The 20,813-nt window shown below is 61.0% G+C and carries 14 protein-coding genes; 9 read left to right on the top strand and 5 right to left on the bottom strand.

What is annotated here, in order from left to right:
- Positions 1 to 456 precede the first annotated feature (456 nt).
- Complete coding sequence (locus tag PLL20_13165; GenBank protein HPD30941.1) at positions 457 to 1,179, bottom strand: PEP-CTERM sorting domain-containing protein; 723 nt, start codon at positions 1,177 to 1,179, stop codon at positions 457 to 459.
- A gap of 218 nt (positions 1,180 to 1,397) precedes the next feature.
- Entirely contained in the window at positions 1,398 to 2,378 is a 981-nt protein-coding gene (locus tag PLL20_13170; protein HPD30942.1) for a DUF1559 domain-containing protein, read from the bottom strand.
- 430 nt (positions 2,379 to 2,808) lie between these two features.
- On the opposite strand from PLL20_13170, the gene PLL20_13175 reads away from it, so the two are divergent.
- From PLL20_13175 to PLL20_13210, 8 genes are all read left to right on the top strand, one after another.
- Entirely contained in the window at positions 2,809 to 3,987 is a 1,179-nt protein-coding gene (locus tag PLL20_13175; GenBank protein HPD30943.1) for a GntR family transcriptional regulator, read from the top strand.
- Positions 3,988 to 4,312: 325 nt separating this feature from the next.
- Complete coding sequence (locus tag PLL20_13180) at positions 4,313 to 6,406, top strand: family 10 glycosylhydrolase (protein HPD30944.1); 2,094 nt, start codon at positions 4,313 to 4,315, stop codon at positions 6,404 to 6,406.
- A gap of 101 nt (positions 6,407 to 6,507) precedes the next feature.
- A complete protein-coding gene (locus PLL20_13185; GenBank protein ID HPD30945.1) occupies positions 6,508 to 8,727 on the top strand; it encodes a PQQ-binding-like beta-propeller repeat protein in 2,220 nt (739 codons plus the stop codon).
- On the top strand, positions 8,728 to 9,768 hold the full coding sequence (locus PLL20_13190; GenBank protein ID HPD30946.1) for a D-cysteine desulfhydrase family protein: 1,041 nt from the start codon (positions 8,728 to 8,730) through the stop codon (positions 9,766 to 9,768).
- Between the two features lie 311 nt (positions 9,769 to 10,079).
- Positions 10,080 to 12,101 carry a hypothetical protein gene (locus PLL20_13195; protein HPD30947.1) on the top strand — a complete coding sequence of 674 codons (2,022 nt, stop codon included), beginning with the start codon at positions 10,080 to 10,082 and terminating at the stop codon, positions 12,099 to 12,101.
- A 125-nt stretch (positions 12,102 to 12,226) separates the two neighbouring features.
- Complete coding sequence (locus tag PLL20_13200) at positions 12,227 to 13,240, top strand: site-specific DNA-methyltransferase (protein ID HPD30948.1); 1,014 nt, start codon at positions 12,227 to 12,229, stop codon at positions 13,238 to 13,240.
- 9 nt (positions 13,241 to 13,249) lie between these two features.
- Complete coding sequence (locus PLL20_13205; protein ID HPD30949.1) at positions 13,250 to 13,909, top strand: hypothetical protein; 660 nt, start codon at positions 13,250 to 13,252, stop codon at positions 13,907 to 13,909.
- Between the two features lie 147 nt (positions 13,910 to 14,056).
- The gene (locus PLL20_13210) at positions 14,057 to 14,392 is read left to right on the top strand and encodes a rubredoxin (GenBank protein HPD30950.1); all 336 of its coding nucleotides are present in this window, start codon (positions 14,057 to 14,059) and stop codon (positions 14,390 to 14,392) included.
- A gap of 139 nt (positions 14,393 to 14,531) precedes the next feature.
- Here the strand turns inward: PLL20_13210 and glgP are convergent, their stop codons facing one another.
- The 3 genes from glgP to pabB form a co-directional block, all read right to left on the bottom strand.
- Entirely contained in the window at positions 14,532 to 16,229 is a 1,698-nt protein-coding gene (gene glgP, locus PLL20_13215; protein HPD30951.1) for an alpha-glucan family phosphorylase, read from the bottom strand.
- Positions 16,230 to 16,316: 87 nt separating this feature from the next.
- Positions 16,317 to 17,537: a class I SAM-dependent methyltransferase gene (locus PLL20_13220; GenBank protein HPD30952.1), complete on the bottom strand. Its 1,221-nt coding sequence runs from the start codon at positions 17,535 to 17,537 to the stop codon at positions 16,317 to 16,319.
- Complete coding sequence (gene pabB, locus PLL20_13225) at positions 17,491 to 19,389, bottom strand: aminodeoxychorismate synthase component I (GenBank protein HPD30953.1); 1,899 nt, start codon at positions 19,387 to 19,389, stop codon at positions 17,491 to 17,493. Before pabB ends, PLL20_13220 begins: the two co-directional genes overlap by 47 nt.
- 280 nt (positions 19,390 to 19,669) lie before the next feature.
- Here pabB and PLL20_13230 point away from each other — a divergent pair, with 280 nt between their 5' ends.
- Positions 19,670 to 20,590: a sugar phosphate isomerase/epimerase family protein gene (locus PLL20_13230; GenBank protein HPD30954.1), complete on the top strand. Its 921-nt coding sequence runs from the start codon at positions 19,670 to 19,672 to the stop codon at positions 20,588 to 20,590.
- The last annotated feature ends 223 nt before the right edge of the window (positions 20,591 to 20,813 follow it).

A 20,813-nucleotide genomic window follows, 5' to 3' on the forward strand; every position in this document is an offset into this window, starting at 1 on the left:
GGTCTCGGTGAAATCGATCGTGAAAGTAGCCCCCCGGGCAGGCGACAGCGCCCAGCAAGCTATCACCGCTACGAACAGCATTACCTTGCCTAGTCGAATAGTGAACATGGCATTGCCACTCCTTCCGCTATGTGTGCTTGATATACTCACCTGTCACATTGCGTCGGCGACCGGAACGTCCGGCGCAGCGTATCGACCTCAGTTTCGTGTTGCGTCGCGGGAGTTGCTTGCCACGTTGGCAAGAGCCCCTCCACTTGGCAGGTCCTCACACGACCGGCCTCCAAGCGTCAACCGCGTACTGTTGCTCTGTGGGGCTCGGAACACGATTGTTCGCGAGCCTCTCTTGTACCCGTCTCGGTCTGTCAAGGCCGGACCGGGCATCGCTGTTCTTCAAGAAACGTTTTCCGATAACGATGCCCGATTCCGGCTTGACGCAGTTTCCATCCGTTGCCAGCCTTACGCCCGACGACGCCGCCCGCACAGCAAGGTGCCCAGGCTCAGCAGGATCAAGGCCGCCGGTTCCGGGGTGACCATGACGTTGTCGTACCATGTGGAGGTATCGGGATCGCCCCCGGATCCGTTGCTATAGTTGTAACCGAGCACCACGCCCCATACAGCCGGCTTGGCGATAGCGCCGGTGGCGCTTCCCGAGGTCGAATCCAGCGTCCAATCGAGCTTGGTGTTCGACGGATTTGCCGGATCGAACGTAAGCACGATCTTGACGTGATGCCAGCCCACGGCAAGCGGAACACCCGTGCTTACCTGCTGGAGCGCGGTCGTATAGTAGTGCAGGTCGTAGTTCGCTTTGTTGCTGGTCCCAATGCGAACCAAGCCGGCCAGACCGGGCGAGCCCGGATTCGAACAATCGGCCAGACCGCCGAATGCCCGCTGGGTGGCGCTGGTCGAAGTGGTGTAGAAATCATACTCCAGCACCAACACGTCCGACCCGGCGGCGTCGAACGGCTTGGCAATGCGACTAATCAACCCATCGTAGCTGACCCACGCCAAGTCGCCGGGAACGCCGCTCGGGGAAGGCCCAACCGCCCACCCCAGACCGCCGCTGTCGTTGGCAATGGTCCAGCCGTCCTGGTCACCCGAGTCGAAGTTTTCGCTCAGGAACGCGCCGTTGGCGGTTATCGCACACGCCAACACTAGTCCAAACAGCAACTTACCCTTCATCGCCAATCTCCTCCTTCTTCAATGGAGCCTTAAGGTCGTGGCACAGGCCTTTACGCAAAGCGGGCCACAACCTCTCGCAATATGCCTATTTGTGACAGGGGCTCTCCCTTACCTCCGACCCTGTTCGCCCACGTGGCACGTCCCGGTGAAGGTGCTCAGTACCCACTCATTTTCCCCTCACCTGCTTTACCCTCCAAGACCGTCCACACCCAGCCTCATCAAAAGGCAGGGTTAACAGTCCCTTTCCATCCGCGCACGCCCTCGGCGTGGCCGTCCATAAACGCGCTGTTTGTTCTGCCCTCCGTCAGTCGGGGAGTATTGACTCCCCTATCGGTTCCTTCTTCCATAAACGTTCGCGTCGTATTATGAAACGGGTATGATGGAATCTTCAGCCTTCCGTTATTGGAAACCGATCCGCTCGTACCGTCAGTGAGCAGGAACGGCCATGTTCCGCAAGCCCGCGACGCTCCACCTCGTCCGCCGCCGGCGGATTCCCAGTACCAAACGTCGGCCACGGCCCATTCGGCGGCTGCATTGCGGATCTCCTCCAGTTTCTTGGGCCGTTGGTTCGTCGGCAGTTCGGCGAAGAGTTTTGCGAGGTTCGTGCCCGTCCCCCAAAGATTGATGCTACCGAAGTAACTGGCCGGCGTGGTGCCGTAATACGGACGCAGGCCCCGCGTATTCGTGCCGGAGACCGTATTCACGACATAGTAAGCCTTGCACTGATAGTACCATGCCTGGCCGCTCGAGTCCGCTACGGGGATCCGATCGGCACTGGGACATTGCGCCACCTGATCGAGGTTCTTCGCGTCCTTGTCACCAAGATAACGGCCGATGGTCATGGAAAGATTCATCTTGGCCCAGTCCCGCCCACGGGGATCACCCGACTCCATCACCCACTTGCGGAACGTATCCACGTAAATCAAGAAATGCGAAGGCCCCGGGAGAGTGGACTTGGTATCGTTGACGTACATGTGTGTGCCGGTACCGATCTGTTTAAGGTTCGACAGGCAAATCGCCGAGCGGGCATTCTCGCGGGCTTTGGACAGCGACGGCAGGAGGATGGCGATCAGCAATGCGATAATGGCGACGACCACGAGCACCTCTATGAGGGTGAATGCCGCTGGATGGTTGCGTCCGTGAGTGCGCGACTGGATGCCATGCGAAGGTCTGCGATCTGCTTTTGTTTTGGTATTCATCGTGTTTTGCACTCCGTTTTGACTTGGATGAACGGCCAAGCCTACGACAAAAGGTGCCCTCAGAAATTCTATCGCACAACTTGCCGGGTTGTCGGACATAAATTCGAAAATACACCGCAAAGGGCAAATCTAGTACCTCACCCAGCGCTGAGTACAGCCTACCGCAGCGCGTGTCACATGTCAAGGGGGAATCATCATGTTGTGATAGAAAAAACCGCTCTGCGCGCTAAAAATGCTTAACAATTCACATAAACCATTTTCCAATAACAACTTATGGTTATTCTCGGGCCCGTGCCGACGTCAACGAGCGGTCCGAAGCCCGCCAACTCCCGCGATTAGAGCATGGCGTTCCTGTGAGCTATCGTGATACAGCAGAGTTTTCTGGATTATGGCCTATTGCATTTCTATCGCGCCGTGATATCATGGCGGTATGGCTCAGGATTTCGAATGGGACGAGAAGGAGAGCCTTGGCAGCCCGGTTATGCCCGGGGCGGCCGAGTTTCTGCACAGGACGGTTGCAGAGGCCCTGCGAAAGCGGGTCGAGACCGGTCAGTTGGCCGGCGGCTCGAAATTGCCCACGCTGCGCAAGATCGCGGATGAATTCGAGGTCAGCACGATGACCGTGCGTCAGGCGATCCGGGCGCTTGAGTTGGAAGGCCACGTTTACCGCATACCCGGCGTTGGGGCGTTTGTCCGGCCCCGCGCCCCGGGTCGCGTCAGCGCCCAGCGGATGCTCGCCTTCGCCGCCAGTGATCTGGCCAGCGCCTTCGAGATGGGCATTGCCCGGGGTGTCGAGCGGGCCTGCCAGAAGCGGGGATGGACGGTGCAGATCCTCGACGCTCAGCATGAGGTGGAGATCGAGAAACGCAACATGAGGCGGCTGCCTGATTCGGGCTCGGAAGGCGCGATGGTCTTGCCGACGTGGGGAGACAACTCGTGCGTCGGGGCGCTATTCGGGCTACAGCAGACGGGGTATCCGCTGGTTATCGTCGACCGCATTCCGGCCGGGCTGCAGGCTGATCTGGTCGAGTCAGACCACGCACAAGGCGCGTACATGGCAACAAAGCACCTGCTGGATCACGGGCATCGACAAGTGCTGATGCTGACGCCCCCACCGCTGGTTTCCTCGATCGCGTCCCGCATCCAAGGATACGAGCGGGCCCTGATCGAAAGGGGAATCACCCCGAGGCCCGAATGGAAGGTCTGGCTCGACTTGCAGTTGCAGGCGAGCGCCTTCGAGCAACACCGCCGCTGGCTGGGGGGGTACACCGCGATGCTGCCGGTTCTGAAGCAGACGCGGCCGCCAGTGGCGATCTTCGCGGTGGATCCGTACACGGCCTGGGGCGTATATGAGGCCTGTCGCGAGCTGGGTTTGAGGATTCCTCAGGACGTTTCCGTGGTGGGATTCGATGAATCGGAGATCACCCAGGCGATGCGGCCGCCGATCACGTTCGTTTCACAACGAACGGCTGATATCGGAGAAGCGGCGGTTGACCTGCTCGAGAAGCGAATCGAAGGCGGCACGGCACGGCGAGACCGGCGCCGGATCTACCCCCACGTTGTCGTCGACGTCGATCTCGTCGAGCGAGAATCGGTCGCCCAGGTGTGAGCGAGAGCAGGCCCGTTTCAGCGGGTCGCAGGTTTCGCAGAACGACGAGGCGCGTGCGCGGGCCGAGTTGGACGGCGATTCAGACGTGGCTCAGGACGATGTCGCTGTCTTGCTGGAATGCATGCAGGGACCAGACGTGCAGGCGGATCGCACCTGCGCCGACTGAATGGGGCGGATTCGGTCCGAGAACGAGAGCGGTAAGCGTTGAATCGGACAGTAGGTGCGCGTAGAATTCTTTAGTGCGGAGGAGGCCGTTCCGGTTGCAGACCGTCATATGGGTGGAAATCCGTGAACCGGCGGGCTGTCCGGAGGCGGCGAGTGAATCATGAAGAGAAGCAGTGTCAGGACCGAGGTCAAAACCCGGCTTGCGTTGTCCGTGTGCGGTGTTCTGGGCCTTGGAGGCGTGGTCGCCTTCGGCCAGAGTTCCTTCAGAGGCACCTGGGCGGATGCCTTTCACATTGGGTACAAGAACGCGTCGCAGGTCGACCAACTGGTCGGCTACGCGGTTCAGGGCAACTACAATGCCATCATCGCCGAAGTGCTGGCTTACCAGGACACGGGCGGCACCGGGCATGGAGCGTACTGGAATTCACAGTACGTGCCCAAGGCCGCTGACATCAGCGAGAGCGACTTCGATCCGCTGGCCTACCTGTGCCAGCAGGCCCATGCTCAGGGCATCGAGGTGCACGCCTGGCTGGTCACATATCGGGTCAGCACGAGTTGGCCGCCGAGCGGCAACAGCATACTCACCTCGCACCCCGAATGGATCATGGTGGAGCGAGCCGACACCGGGGGCGGCCCCAGTCCAATCGGCGATGCCTACTGCCTGGATCCGGGCTCGCCCGACGTGCAGAACTACCTGATCGAAATCGTGCGCGAGCTGGTGACGAATTACCCGATCGACGGCATCAACTGGGATTACATTCGGTACACTCAGACCGACGGCGGCTATCCGGCCGACAGCAACTACTATTACTCGGGCCTCAAACGCTTCCAGCGGATATACAACCGCAGCGACGTGCCGTCGACCAGCGACTCGTCATGGTGCACGTTCCGTCGCAGAACCATCGATGAACTCGTGCGGCGCTGTCGTGCCGAGATCCCGAACATGCCCAGTTCGAGACAACCGGTGCGATTGACCGCCGATGTACTGGCCGCCGGCAACTACACAGGCAACTTCGCATCGAGTACCGCCTACACTTATTTCCAAAACTGGAAGTACTGGCAGGAAATGGCCTGGCTGGACGCCACCATACCGATGAACTACAAGCGAGAACACTGTACGGATCAGGCGCAGTGGTATCGGAACTGGGTCAACGCCTCGGTCAGTTGGAAGAACGGCCGCCATGTCTTCTGTGGTCAGGCCGGTTACCTGAACATCATGCCCAACAGCATCACACAACTGGCCTATGCCCTCAACCAGGGAAGTGACGGAACCGCCAGCTACTCCTACTACGCGACCACGGCGACCGAAGGCGTCTGCGAATCGCCTACCCAGGATCCCTGGGCCAACGACTGGTCCTGGTACCCCTACGTGGCCGCCAATCTGTTCACCTCGCCGGTTGCGATCCCTGGGATGCCTTGGCGCAACCCGGCCACGGCGACCGACGGCACCATCTGGGGTCGAATCGTGGACAGTGCGACTTCTCTGCCGGTGGACGATGCATCCGTGACGGTGGGCTCGCGTCCTGTCAGCAAGACGGATGCCAACGGTTACTACGTGGTGACGCTGTTGCCGGCCACCGGTTCCGGAACGTCTTACAACATCTCGGTCACCAAGTCCGGGCTTCCGTCGGGGAGCTACACGGGAGCCAAAGCTGTCGCCGGGGAAGTCAGACAATACGACATCACACTGGGTTCGCTGGCCCCGCAGTTGGTGCTCAATGGATCGGGTACGTCGATCGTGCTCACAAGGTCGGTTGGCTACGGAGGCGAGTTGGCCGACGAGACCTTCACCGTGTCGGCATTCAATTGGCCAACTTACGGTCCTGTCAACTATCAGATCAACGACGATTCCTCCTGGCTGAGCGTTTCGCCTTCTTACGGCACCAGCAGCGGTGAGGAAGACACGATCGCGATTGATTACAGCACCGCAGGCCTGCCGGCCGGGGAATATACCGGTATGATTACCGTTTCAGATCCCAAGGCCAGCAACACCCCGCTGACGATAACAATCAATCTGACCGTTGTGCCGCCGCCGGTACCGGGCGATTTCGACGGCGACTACGATGTGGATCAAGTCGATTTCGCCCGAATGCAGAATTGTCTCAGCGGCGCGACCGTTCCCCAGAACGCCCCTGATTGCCAAGGCGCCAAGCTCGACGGCGACAGCGATGTCGATTACGACGACATGCAACTCTTCGCCGGCTGCTTCAGCGGGCCCGGCGTACCGGGCGACCCGGACTGCCTCAATCCATAGCGTTCGCGCCCGGGGTGGTGGGAGTCGGCCGCCCCGCTGGAAAGCAGACTGCGCGTCCCCTAGCATGATCCGGCGTTTCCCGTTTGCGTCGAGGAATGATGATGCACGTTCGACATTGTTCGCGAGTCTTCAAATGGATGCTGGTAGCGGCTGCTTTGACGCCGGCCGCAGTCCTGGCTTCGGCCGTGGCGGCAGACGGTACCGTGCAGGACTTCTGTTTCCTGCACATCTCTGACATGCACGTCTCGCCCGTACCCCTGGGCACCGGCAAAGAGGACGCCGCTCGTCTGAGCGCGGCAGGAATCGCCTGGGTCTGCGACGAGGCGGCCAAGCCGCAGGTGCTCGGGCCGCTCAACATGCGGACGCCCCCGCCGTCGTTCCTGGTGGCCACCGGAGACATCACCGAGTACGGGGTCATCAACGAGACCTGGGGCGTTGTCGAGGATCTTTTCAAGCCCCTGAGCATCCCCTGGTACATCACCCCCGGCAACCACGACAATACCTGGACGGCCATCCAGAGAATCATGCGTCAAAGGCACTGCGGCGACCACTATTCTTTTGATCGGTTCGGCTGCCACTTCGCGTTCATCAACACGGCCACCCCGCAAGAGCCGGTGCCGACCATCGAACAGCGTACGCTCACCTGGCTGGCCGACGACCTCAAGAAAGTCTCGAAGACCACTCCGGTGTTTGTCCTGTGCCACCACCCGCTGTCCAGCACCGAGTTCGCCAAGCCTTACGAGCAGCTTCGACTCATCGAGCTGCTGGGAAGCCGGAACGTGGTTCTGCTGCTCATGGGCCACGGCCACGGGGCACGACATGAGAGATGGGGCACGATCGACAGTGTCATGGGCGGCTCGACCTACGGTCCGAACACCGGATACGGAATCATCTCCGTCATGAACGGCGTGCTTCGTTCCACATACCGGTTCCACGATTCGAGCAAGCCGATGGCACTTCTGATCGAGAAGCCCATCGCCCCGGCTGACAAGGCGCAACTCGAGTTTCAATTGCCTCCGCGTAAAGGTGACAACCGGCCGATGATTCGCACAGCCGGGGTGCCGGTGCGTGTTCGGATCAGCGGAGGACAACCCCAATCGGTCACCGCCTGCATCAACGGCGACGACCAAGGTGGTGTCGCGCTCAAGGGCGACAATCAGGCAGGCACGTTCTCCGGAAGCCTGCCGGCCGGCTTCCTGCCGCCCGGGGTACACTTTGTTCGCGTGATGGCCGACATGGGCCCTTATCAACTTGATCGGGCGTGTGAATTCACCTACAAGGGCAAAAGCACCGGGCCGGTCGGTCGGGTGGCGCAATTGGCGGCCGGCGTTAAGGCGACGCCGCTCGCCGCTGATCAGGAAGCGGTCGTTTGTACCACCACGGGCGAGGTCGTCAGGGTATCTTTCAAGGAGCCCGTGCCCACGATCACTCGGCTGCTCGACGTCGGGTCGGAAATTCTTCACCCTCCTGCGCAGGCCGGCGACGTTCTCTACATCGGCGCGGCCGAGAAAGGCGTATACGCGATCAGCGCGAAGGGCAAACCGGTGTGGCAATGGAAGCCGCCCGCGCCGGGCAACGTCGTCTATGGCACGCCGGCTGTTGATCAGGCTCGCGTGTACGTCGGCGACCTCGAGGGTTTTGTCCATGCGATCGATCGCAAGTCGGGGCAGAGCCTGTGGTCGAAACGCCACGCGACCTTCAGCATCGAGCAATCGCTGCTGCTCCGTGACGGCCGGCTGTATTTTGGCGCCTGGGACGGGCTGGTGTACTGCATCGACGCCGCCGAGGGCAATCTCATCTGGAAGAAGCCGGGTCCGGCCGGCAATCGTTCAGAGGCGGCCTCGAAATCGCGTTACTACGCTCCGGCCGACTGCTCGCCGATCATCGTCGGCGACCGCCTGTTCGTGTGTGACCGGGATTATCGACTGGGATCGTATTCGCTCACCGGCGAATACCATGCTGAAATCAGCGAAGGAATCGCGGCCATCGGCCTGACGGCCGACAAGAAAGGCTTTTATGCTCGCGGTTTGGCCAAAGGCGTCAGCCGCTATGATGGTTTGGGCAAGCGGATATGGAAAAACGACGAAGTGCTCATGGGCCGATTCCCGGTCCCGCCGGTGGAAGCAGACGGCCGCGTTTACGCCTGCTCAAACCGCGGGCTGCTGGTTGCACTGGATGCCGACGACGGCAAGCTGCTCTGGCAATACCAGGCGACGCCGCAACTGCACGTCATGGCCGGCGTCGCTTTGGACAAGAATGGCCGTGCCTACGTGGCCGGAATGGACGGCAGCGTGACGCAAGTCAGTGTGGAGAACAAGTGAATGGCGACGCACGAGAGACTGCACCCCAAGGAGCCGGAACGGCTGAGCCTGGCCCGGATTCCGACGCCGGTGACGGAACTCAAGAACACCGCGCGGCAGATCGGAATTTCGCGTTTGCTCGTCAAGCGAGACGACCAGACCGGCTTCGAGCTGAGCGGCAACAAGATCCGCAAACTCGAATACATTCTCGCGGATGCGATTGCCTCCGGTGCAAACACCCTGGTCACGCACGGCGGTTTTCAATCCAACCATTGCCGTGCGACCGCGGCGGCCGGTGCGAGCCTGGGCCTGCGCGTTCGGCTGCTGCTGCGGTCCGCAGATCCTCACCCCGCCGACGACGGGAATCTGTTCCTTGATCGCCTGTTCGGCGCCGACGTGAGCATTCACCATCCCGATGAGTACAATGGGCGCCGCAGCGAGATGATCGAGGCGGCCATGGAGGCCGAGCGCCGGGCCGGGCGCCGGCCGTACTTCTTTCCGGTCGGAGCGTCAATCCCGCTCGGCTGCTGGGGGTACATTCGGTGTGTTGCCGAGCTTGTCGAGCAGATCGGCCGAGATACGCCGCTGGCGATCTTCTGCGCCGTCAGCTCGGTCGGCACCTATACCGGCCTGAGCATCGGCCGTGCCCTGCTGGGTTGTCGCAACTGGCGGATCAGGGGCATACCGGTCAGCGACAACGTCGAGATTCTCAGCGAAGACATCCGCAAGCTCGAGCGACAGACCAACGAGCGGTTCGACCTCGGGCTGCGCGAGGCCGACACACCGATCGACCTGATCGACGGCTTCATCGGCGAGGGATACGCGATCCCCTACCCCGAGGAGGTCGAAACCATCCGCTCGGTCGCTCGAAGCGAAGGAATGCTCCTCGATCCGGTGTACACCGGCAAGGCCATGACCGGCATGCTGGCCACCATCCGCAACGGCGGCCTGCGACCCGACGAAACCCCGGTCTTCATCCACACGGGCGGAGCCTTCGGACTGATGGCCAGGAGAGACCTGTTCTCTCAGCCTTCAAGGCGCGATCGCGATCCTTCGCAATAGCTGACGTCCTTCTTCCCATCCGTACGGTTGGTGATCGAGCCGACCCACTCCGGGCCCGTACGGGCATGGATACTCCGGTCGCCGCTATTCCATGGTCCGTCGAACGTGCCGAGATCAGTCCAGCCTGCGATCGGATTGTCGTCGGCGCCCGCCGGCAGATCCCGACGGTCCGATATTCTTCCGCGACCCTCGGATGAAAACACCGTCCATGCAACTTCGATGATACTTGAACACGCCGGCACATTCTCGCTCGATTTACGACCCGCCCGTCGGTATAGTCGTGCCGCCAGTAGCACTTACGGAGACGTGACATGTTCACTCATCAGAGAATCACCGTCACGACAGCTTTGCTGAGCGTCAGTCTTGCCACGGTCATGCCGAGTCTGGCGTCCCATTCCTTTTCCGGCAAGTACTTTGCCGGCAGCGGCGACGTGGAATATCTCGAAATGCTGGACGTTGCCCGGCGGATGTTTGACCCCGACCCCGAGTTCCAGAACATGGCGATGCTGTACACGCCGGCGTGGAACGGTCTGGTCGAAGGGCCGACTTGGGGAGCGTGGTGGATTCAGAACAGCTATGGCACGACGTACTGCGCTCTGCCGTTCTACATCGAGCCGATGACCACGTTCCTTCAGAACTCGCAGGACCTGTGGTTCGACCAGATGGGCGACGGCAAGACCGTCCGGCCGTTCCAGATGGGCAGCGGGCCGAAGTTCGACTGGGTTCCGCCGGATGGCTGCCTGTGCGATGCCGCCAGCCCGGGATGGTTTGTCGCCAAGCAGGGCGACGGCCGTGTGGACATCCATGACTGGGGCATGGAATTCACCGCCGCCGGCGTGCTGATGCAGGCCGAGCTGCTGCTGATCAGCCGCGACCCGGAGGCAATCGCCAAGTATCTGCCGAAGCTGGAACGGAGTGCGAACTTCATCGAGTCGCGACGCGACCCGAAAAACAATCTGTTCCTGGCGGGCCCGGCCGGAAACCTGCTGGCACCGAGCTACGCGGGCTGGAAGAAACCCGACGGCACATACGACAAGGCGTACCTCGCGGGTCTGTCGATCACCTATATCGCAGCCCTGGATCGCCTGATCGAACTTGAGAAACTGGCGGCGTTTTCCGACAAGGCGAAGCTGTATGCCGAGCGGCGCGAGCTGGCCCGCGAAGGCCTGCCGCGGTTGACCACCGACGAGGGATACTTCATCAAGAGCCTCGACCCCGACGGCACGCGCCACGGCGTCTTCGGAGCGAGCAGGCACGGATACTTCGAGACCTCGCCCAACCACGACGCGATTGCGTTCCGGGTAGTGGACAAGCCGCAGGCCGAGCGGATCTACGCGAAGATTGCCTCCATCCCCGGCCTTCGCCCGCATGCTTTTGTGATACCCAATTTCCCCTCCCTCGACGACATGTATGAGCAGCCGAAGGGGCTCTGGGAATTCGGCCGCTGGGTCAACGGCGGCCACTGGTCGACGTGCGAAGCCCGCATGATCATGGCCTACTACCGGTTGGGCCGCCACGACGACATTCTCAGGTCGATGAGGCAGCTCATGAAGTTCGCGCGGACTTTCCGAATGGATAACCCCCTGGTCGATTTCGGCGACAACGTCTACCAGCCGGGCGAGCCGATCAACATCTGCTACGACACGTTCGGCCCGGCGGCCGCCATGGTTCGCGGGCTGTTCGAATACTTGTACACCGCGGAGGGGTTGCGGCTGGTGCCGCATATTCCCCCGGGCATTACGTTCCTGGAGCAGAAGTTCCCGATTCGCTTCGGCAAGTCGCGGCTGTTTCTTTCGATTTCGGGCAGAGGGCCGGTAACCGGCGTGCGGCTCGACGGCCGGGCCTACGACAACTTCGACGCCGAATCAGTGATGTTGCCGTACGGGGCGGTTCAGGAAACCTCGTTCATTCACATCGAGCTTGGAAACGTCAGCCGGCCGCCGGGCCCCGGCCCGGCGGAAATCGGCAGTCCCTGGCCTGCGATCTCGGTCGATGATCCTGAACTCGGCAAGCTCGCCCCGCGGCTGGCCAGGCTGCAGTCATTTCATGATCGTGTGCTGCGGGAGCAGGTGCCGGCGGATTACGAGGCGGCCCATGCCCGACTCGCCGCCGAGTGCGCGGCGGTCATCCTGGAACGACGCAAGTTGAAGGAAGCCGGCAAGCTCGCTCCCTTGCCCGACAAGTCGCAAGCGGCCGCCGAGAAATCCTACCTGGACACGGCAACGCGACTGCTGGAGGGCCTGGAAAAAACGCTGGCGTCCTACGAGAAATCGCAAGAAGCGCTCAAGCAGCGGATTGAACAAGTATGGAGGGAGACGAAGGCGGCGCCGTGAACAAACGCATGGCCGTGGCGCGGAACCCCCAAGATTCTCGGAGGCCTCGCATGGGTACATCCGGGCTGGCATACCAATCCGCAGAGGATCTTGAAAGCGGCCCGGAAAGAGGATACAAGACCTTCATGAACGAGAAACCGCGAGCACCACGAAACAGAACCCTTGTTTTGTCCGACGCCGACCGGCGGCGCTGCTCGCAGTCATTGCTTCGCCTCGACTCCCCAGCGTCGCTGCCAGACGTCTTAGACAGAACGATCTGCCAAGACGCTTTCGAAGTGCTGCCCCTTCTTCCTCGTGCTGCCTTTGATCTCATCGTGGCGGATCCCCCCTACAACCTGACGAAATCATTCAACGGTAATACCTTCAAACAGACCGATCTTGACAAATACGAGGCTTGGTTGAGTTCGTGGCTCCCGGGGCTGCGATGCCTTTTGAAACCTACTGGGTCCATCTACGTCTGCGGGGACTGGCGATCCTCCACGGCGATACATCGCGTGCTTCTTCGCCACTACAAAGTCAGAAATCGCATTTCGTGGGAGCGAGAAAAAGGGCGCGGCGCAAAGACCAACTGGAAGAACAACACGGAAGACATCTGGTTCGCCACCGTTTCCGATGACTATGTCTTCAACATCGATGACGTCAAGCTCAAGCGTCGCGTCATTGCGCCTTACACGGACGACCTAGGCAGACCAAAAGACTGGCAGCAGACCGACCAAGGCAGGTATCGAATCACTCATCCCTCGAACATCTGGACCGACCTGACAGTACCCTTCTGGTCCATGCCGGAAAACACGGATCACCCCACACAGAAACCCGAGAAGCTCCTCGCCAGAATCATCCTTGCCAGTTCGAACGTCGGTGACGTCGTCCTCGATCCCTTTCTCGGATCTGGAACCACTTCAGTTGTGGCGAAGAAGCTACAACGCCATTTCGTAGGCATCGAAATCGACCGCGAGTTCTGCTGTCTGGCGGAAAAACGGCTGCATTTGGCGGAAGCCGACCCCGGTATCCAAGGGTACACCGATGGCGTCTTCTGGGAGCGAAACAGCTTTTCCGACCAAAACAACGGTCGGGGCACACCGCGGACCCCAGCCGCCGGCCCGCCAAGCCTCTTCGATCCGATGCCCACCACGAAATGAAAGGAAAACATGAACAGCCGGATTTTCTCAACAGACCGTTACCAAGGAATTGCCCGCCGAACCAAGGAGTTCCTCAATGGACACGAGGATTTTCTTTCGCCCAGCACGGCTCGCAGCCCACGCGCGTTTGGCGATGCGCTTGAAGGCATTCTTGGGGACAACTTTCGGGTAATCCTTGGAGAGGATTGTGCGGAGTACTCCGCCAACTTCGCGCGCCGGGCCATGGCCGACATCGCATTCAAGGACAACGATGGCTTGTACTACGTCGTTGACGTCAAGACCCATCGGGAAGACACGAAGTTCAACATGCCGAATCTCACCTCCGTGGAGCGGCTCACGCGTTTCTACGAGGATGACAGCAACTACTTCGTGCTCTTGCTTGTCAGGTACCGTCTCGAAGGAACCCACGCGGTGATCTCCGAGGTCACCTTTGTACCCATCGAGTTTCTCGACTGGGAATGCCTGACGATTGGGGCGCTGGGGTGGGGTCAGATACAGATCGCTAATGCGAACCACATCAGTCTCAAACCTCATTATTCGCGCAAATCCTGGATGCTGGAGCTCTGTGATATCATGCTCGATTTCTACCCGAGAGAAATCGGTAAGATCGAGACCCGGATCGAGTACTTCCAGAGAGTCAGGCAGCACTGGGAGGCCAAAACAGAATGAGCAGGCCCCACCACCCCATCAGGAGCGACGAGACTCCCACACCGTCGGCTTGCCGAATACGCCCGCGTCACCTAAGCTTCTGGGAGCGTCCGGCAATCGTGAGACGCTTTGCTTGACCCGCGTGATCGCAAGAAAGGCAGGATTGGTATGAAGAAGAAGTTCAAGTGCGTATGCGGATACATCCATGACGGCGACGGACCTCCGACCGTCTGTCCCAAGTGCGGTGCGCCGGCGGAGAAGTTCACCGCGCTCGACGACCACGCCGCCAACCTGGTCGAGCGTTCGCGGCGAACCAACATGCTCCACGCCCATGTGATTGACCTGGCCCGGCAGATCGAGCGGGCATGCAAAGACGGGATTCAGGACAACCTCGATCCGGGCTGCGTGGACGTGTTCCAGAAGAGCCTTGAAGCATCCTACGTGATGATGAAGCTCTCGATGACCGAGATCCAAAGCCACATGAACAAGGGCAAGTGGGGATAATCGGCCGTTGAACAGGCCGGCCCCGGCGACACAACCCTTCATTGCGGAATCAGCCCACAGTCCGCTCGCGGGCAGACCGCAAGGAAGGGTTGTGCCGTTCCTGCGGCGTGTGATCGGTGCGTGAGCGCGTCAGATTCCGTTAACGGAAATACGCTTTAAGCACATATTGCTGCATCATCCGTTGCGTGTTGAAGAACGAGCCGTTCAGCGCGATGGCGTGCACCATGACGTCCAGGTACCGATCACGGTCCCTGTAGAACAGGGGAGCCACCACCTGCTCGAGCTTCTCGTACAGCGACGCCGCATCGGCCTGGTTGTCGGCGGAAGTTTCGGGAGTCCGGCCGTCCCGGCCGATGGCCCAGCCGGTGGTTCCCTCGATGCAGCCCTCGATCCACCAGCCGTCCAGCACGCTCAGCGACGGAACACCGTTGAGGGCGGCCTTCATTCCGCTGGTTCCCGAGGCCTCCATCGGGCGTTGCGGCGTGTTGAGCCATAGGTCCACTCCCGAGGTGACCAGCTTGCCGAGGGTCATGTCGTAATTGGGCAGGTAGGCGATGTGGACGGCATCCCGGAGCGACTTGCGTGCCTGGTAGATTCGTTGGATCATCTTCTTGCCTTCCTCGTCGCGGGGGTGCGATTTGCCGGCATAGACGATCTGAAACGGGCCGACATCACGAGCGATTTTGCGAAGCCGATCCGGATCTCGCAGGAGCAGGTCCGCTCGCTTGTAGGCCGCCGCGCGGCGCGCAAAACCGATCGTCAGGAAATCCACGTCCATGCCCGTGTTCGTCTCGCGATTAACGTAGTCGATCAGGTCTCGCTTTGCGGCCATGTGGGCATTCCAGACCTCCTTGTGCGGAATGCTGAGCGCATAGCGGAGACTGAAATTGTCCTCCCGCCAACCTGGTATGTGCCTGTCGAACAACGCCTGGAAAGGCTCGGAGGCCCATGTGGCCGCGTGAACACCGTTGGTGATCGAGTCAATGACGTACGACGCGAACATGTGCCGTGAAATCTCGCCGTGCTTCTTGGCCACGCCGTTCACGTAGTGGCTGAGATTCAACGCCAGATAAGTCATGTTCAGGACGCCGTCGCAGCAGATGAGGTTCCGCATCGTCAGCGCAGGGTGATCGCCTAATACTTCTGCAACCAGGTCCACCGGAAACTTGTCGTGCCCGGCAGGAACCGGCGTATGTGTGGTGAAGATGCACATGCGGCGCACGGCCTCAACGTCTTCCTGTACAATCGCGTCACGGTTTCCGGCACGGCGCCTTTCATCCAGCAACTCAAGCGTGCACAGGCTCGCGTGGCCTTCGTTCATGTGAAAGCGATCGATCTGCCGGTACCCCAGGGACCGCAACATCCGGACCCCGCCAATGCCCAGGATGATCTCCTGGCAGAGGCGGTAGTTGTCGTCGCCGCCGTAGAGCCAATGCGTCAGCATGCGGTCCTGCTCCGCGTTTTCCGGCAGGTCGGAATCGAGGAAATAGACCGGAACAACGTAGCCGCTCACGCCGGTCACGTCCCTCCTCCAGGCGCGGAGCCGCACGGGACGGCCCCCGATGGTCACCGATGCCCGGACGTTCTCCTCGGTAACGAAGTCGTCGACGTTCCACTCGACGGGCTCCTCGAGCTGCCATCCGCTGGCTTCGAGACGCTGATAGAAGTAGCCCTTCCGATGCAGCAGGCTTACCGCCACCATCGGCACCTTCAGATCGGCGGCCGAGCGGATCGTATCGCCCGCAAGCACGCCCAGTCCGCCGCTATACGTCGGCATCAGAGCGTCCAAGCCGATTTCCATGGAGAAGTAGGCAATGCATCGCTCGTCGACCATCATCGAATACTCCAAGCGCCAGGCCGGCCACCCGTCCCCAAGCCGGTAGCTCATACCACGGACCGGGCGGGCGTGCAAATACCCAAGCAATCAGCGGCGCAGGCGCCGGGCAAGGACGGCGGTCGGGCGGCCTGCGACGCGCGTCAAGAGCAGGACCGCCTCATGGCGGCCTCTGAGGCGAAGACGGTGAAGCAGTTCCTCCGGCCTGGCAGCGAAGCCTCGGGTCTTGATGTGCACCCTGCCGACGTCGTGAGCCGCCAACCATGTTCGCGCCTTGCGGGCCGAGAAGTCGGTCACGTCGATCACCTGAAACGGCGTAACAAACGCTGAGGATAGCAGCCGATCACCTGACAGATAAGCGATCTGCCTGTCCACCGGCGCCAGTTCGAGCTGCCGCGCGACAGCGCCGACCAGGCCGGCTCGAATAACGGCGGCGTCGGGTTCGTAGAGAAAGCATCCGGGCCGTAATTCCCGCGGCTCAGGCCACGCCGGCGGATCCACTTCTGAGGAGAAGACGCTGTCTCCGGCCGGCAACACGGTTGCCCGCCGATAAACCTGCTTGAATCTTCCCGTCCAGATGACCGCCTGCTTGCACGCGCCCATATGACTGATCAGCTCGATCTCGGCGTCGAACGGCAACCGGCTAAGATCAGCCCCGGGCGAGAGCTTGATGGCCGCGTGACGATAGCGTTCGACCAGTCGCCGGAGCTCTTCGAGATCAGGTGAAGCAAGAACGGGGTCATGGCGTCGCGCCCCTTCCGGCCGTCGATCGGGATCGATGTGGATGGCATCCGCGTCGGGCCTGTGGATCAGGACGTCGCCAACCTTTCCGACAATCCTTCCTCCGTAGACTGCCGCGTTGTGTTCGGCCATCAGAACCCGCGATCGCGACCAATCCACGGCCGTTACCTCGGCTTGCGTCGCCAGTGCGAGAGTGTCGCCACCAATGCCGCAGCAAAGATCCGCAATTCGTCCGCAATCTGAAAATCGCCCGGCTTTATGGGCCGCCACCACCTCATCACTGGCCTGCTCCAGGCCGACTCGGTCGAACAGCATCTCGTCGGCCCGAGAGAACTTGGCCCGCCCCGCCCGTCTCAAGAGCGTCTGATGCCAGGCGGCGGCGACCTGGTCGGGCTCAAGCCGCTGCCGCCAGCGCTCGATCGCCGCAGGCGTATCCGCCGGTTCGTCGCCCATCATAGCCGCGCAGACCGCCTGTGCGGCAGGCGTTTTCAGCCAAGCCACTTCCTCCGGCGTCACCGGCCGGTCATCGCGGATCCAGACCACACGGCTCTGACGATGCTTCTTCTTCATTCGAGGGCATTGTATCGCGCTGGAACCCGACGGACCGCAGAATTCCGTGCGGGTCGTGCAGGCTTGCCCGCACCCAACCCCGAACCGAGTTGACCAGGTATACGGCGGTCGCGGACGCCAGCGCCTCGATGGGCATGGATTCTTCACGAATCACCCGACGTTCGAGCAAGCGTTCACGAAAAACGCCCGGTAACAATCCGGCCGAGATCGGGGGCGTCACCAAGCGGTCTCCAAACCGTAAGACAACATTGGCGATCGTGGATTCGGTGATCTCACTCCGTTCATTCCAAAGCAGTACATCGTCGAACCCCGGCGAGGCGGCACGGGCGGTCTCGTAGACGGTTCTGTGCGTGGTCTTGTGATAGAGAAACCGGTCGGAGCTGTCGACGGGACGGCAAGCCATTGCGAGCCGACATGTCGGGCGCGGGCGGCATCGCTCCAAAAGGTGCGATTCACAAGTCGCTTTACCGGTCTCATCGACCAGCAGTCGGACGCGTGCAAGTCTCAGGGCATAGGGCTTCGATGCCTCTTCCAGTGTCCTGCCGGCGGCGCGCAGATCGATCGGGTAGCCGAAATAGTCGGCCGACCTTTTCAGCCGCCGCAGATGTCCGTCAAGAAGACGGTACTTGCGGCCGTCCCAGAGAAGGGTCTCAAGGAGGCAGAATTCCGGATCTGGCCGTTCAAGCACGCTCACCTTAAGTCGGCACTCCATGCTCTCGTCGGTCGCGGACGAATCCCAGGTGATACCGCCCCCCGTGCCGTACTCGATCCGGCCGTCTTCCGCGTCAACCACGGCCGTCCGGATGGCCACATTAAAGAGAGCTTTTCGCGACGGCGATACGTAGCCGATGCACCCGGTGTAGACGCCACGGGGGCCGACCTCGAGTTCACGAATGATCTGCATCGTTCGGACCTTCGGTGCTCCCGTCACGGAAGCGCAAGGGAACAACGCGCGCAGAATCTCGGAAACGGGCGCGTTTGTTCGGGCGGCGACGGTTGATGTCATCTGGAAGAGTGTTCGATATTGCTCGACCTTGAAGACCTCTTCAACCTCAACGCTGCCTTTCTCGGCGATCCGTCCGAGATCGTTGCGAATCATGTCCACGATCATGGCGTTTTCGGCGCGGTTTTTCGGCGAGTCTGCCAACCAAGCGGCGCGGCGTTCATCCTCCTCCCACCATCGTCCGCGTCCGGCCGTGCCCTTCATGGGACGGCTGATGATGCGTCGGCCCTCAAGCCGGAAGAACAACTCCGGCGAAAGCGAACAGATCGCGTATCGGCCGAGGTCAAGATACGCAGCGTGTGGAACAGGCTGCGCACGATAGAGCGAACGGAAAAAACCGTAGGGCTCGATCTGAAGGCGAGAGCGAAGCCGATGCGTCAGATTCACCTGGTAAGTGTGTCCTTCTGCTATGTAGTGCTTGATTTTCTCGACGGCCGACCGATACGCCGCCTCGCTCATCTGCGATTCCCAGTGACACGCCGGCAGTTCGTCCGAATCGCTCTTTGGAAGTTCTGCAACGGTCTCGGGCGGGTCGTACAAGCCGAACCACATCAGCGGGACTGTCGTGGGGGCATGGGTGACCAGCGCCTTATCGAACGCCGGGGCGGCTTCATAGGCTATGAAACCGGCCGCATGGCAGCCCCCGGCAACCGCGCGCTCCAACTCATGCAGGCAAGGCACGACGTCCTCAACTGCGGTGGCACAGATCATGAACCGCGGGGAATGGAACAGGCGCCAGGCGACCGGGCCTTCTGCGCCGTCGGTACGAAGCAGGACTGAATATGTCGGAATGATCCGCCTCGCCTTCATGGTCTGACACACACCTCTGGCCGACTCGTCGGCCGGCACCCGCCGCCCTCATCGCCCGGATCACCGCAAGCAACGCCACGGTTGCTACTATACGACCGTGCACAACCTTTTCACAGCTTCGCCAACGGGGGATAATACCGCCATGACCTGAGGCGGACCGCCTTTTTGCGGGCCGCAACCCAAGCGCACTGCGATCCAGAAACATGCGCGCAAAATGCGCACCAGTTGCGACGGAAGGGACTAATGCCCGATCGGCCGGCCATGTAAGAGCGTCGAGATGACTCCGGTCGATGTGGCATCTTGACACAAGGAGTACAAAATGAAAGCGTGTTCCCGACGCGAAGTGCTGACCGCTGCAGCGGGGATGTCCGCCTCCGTCTTCACGGCCCACCTTGCCCGTGCCGCTGACGCCGCCGCCGGCGATTCAACGGTTCGGCCGCAATCCCCAAAGCGATTCAAGATCAGCCTGGCGGGCTATTCGTTTCGCCAGTTCCTGGACCAGCCCGGCCAACCGGGAAAAATGTCGCTCTTTGACCTGGTCGACCTCTGCGTTAAGCTCGGCATCGACGCCATCGAGCCGACGGCTTATTACTTTCTCAAGACCGACGACGAGTACCTTTACGCCCTCAAGCGAAAGATCTTCCTTGCCGGACTGGAAATCAGCGCCTCCCCGATGCGCAACAACTTCTGCCTGCCGCCAGGGCCGGAACTGGATAAGGAGCTTGAGTCTGTTCGCAACTGGGTGGACGTGTGCGTGAAGCTTGGGGCCCCGGCAATCCGCATTTTCGCGGGCAAGGCCATGCCCGGTGCCGGCCGTGACAAGGACTTCGAGCGCGCCGTCGCAGGCATGAAGAAAGCCTGCGAGTATGCCGGCTCGAAGGGCATCTTCCTGGCGATCGAGAACCACGGCTACCTGACCGAGACCGCCGATGCGGTCATCAAGATCATTGAGGCGGTCAAGAGCGACTGGCTGGGCATCAACCTCGACACGGGCAACTTCGTCGAGAAGCCTTACGAGAACATCGCCAAGGCGGCCCCCCACGCGATCATCTGTCAATTCAAAACCGAGGTCGTCAAGACGCCCGGAACCAAGGAGCGCGAACCCGCCGATTTCGCCCGCATCTTCAAGATCATCCGGGAAGCCGGCTACCGCGGTTACGTCACTCTTGAGTACGAGGGCGCCGACCCGCATAAGGAAGTGCCCATCTACATCGCCAAAATGCAGGAACTGGCGGGATAGGCCGCCGAACCGGCCGCCTGGACCAACGGATTCTCAGCCGTCGCTGTCGTGCGGACCGGTATACACTGGGGCGGGGACAGGCTTACCCTTGCCAACGGGTTTCGGGTATAATGGTACGGATGAGGTGACATAATGGTCAGCGCATATAGACAGATTGTCACAATCCAGGAGGGCGGACGTGTTGAAGTCATCTCCGACCAATTGCCTGTCGGGCGCCAGGCCG

The sequence above is a fragment of the Phycisphaerae bacterium genome (genome assembly GCA_035384605.1).
GTDB lineage: Bacteria > Planctomycetota > Phycisphaerae > UBA1845 > PWPN01 > JAUCQB01.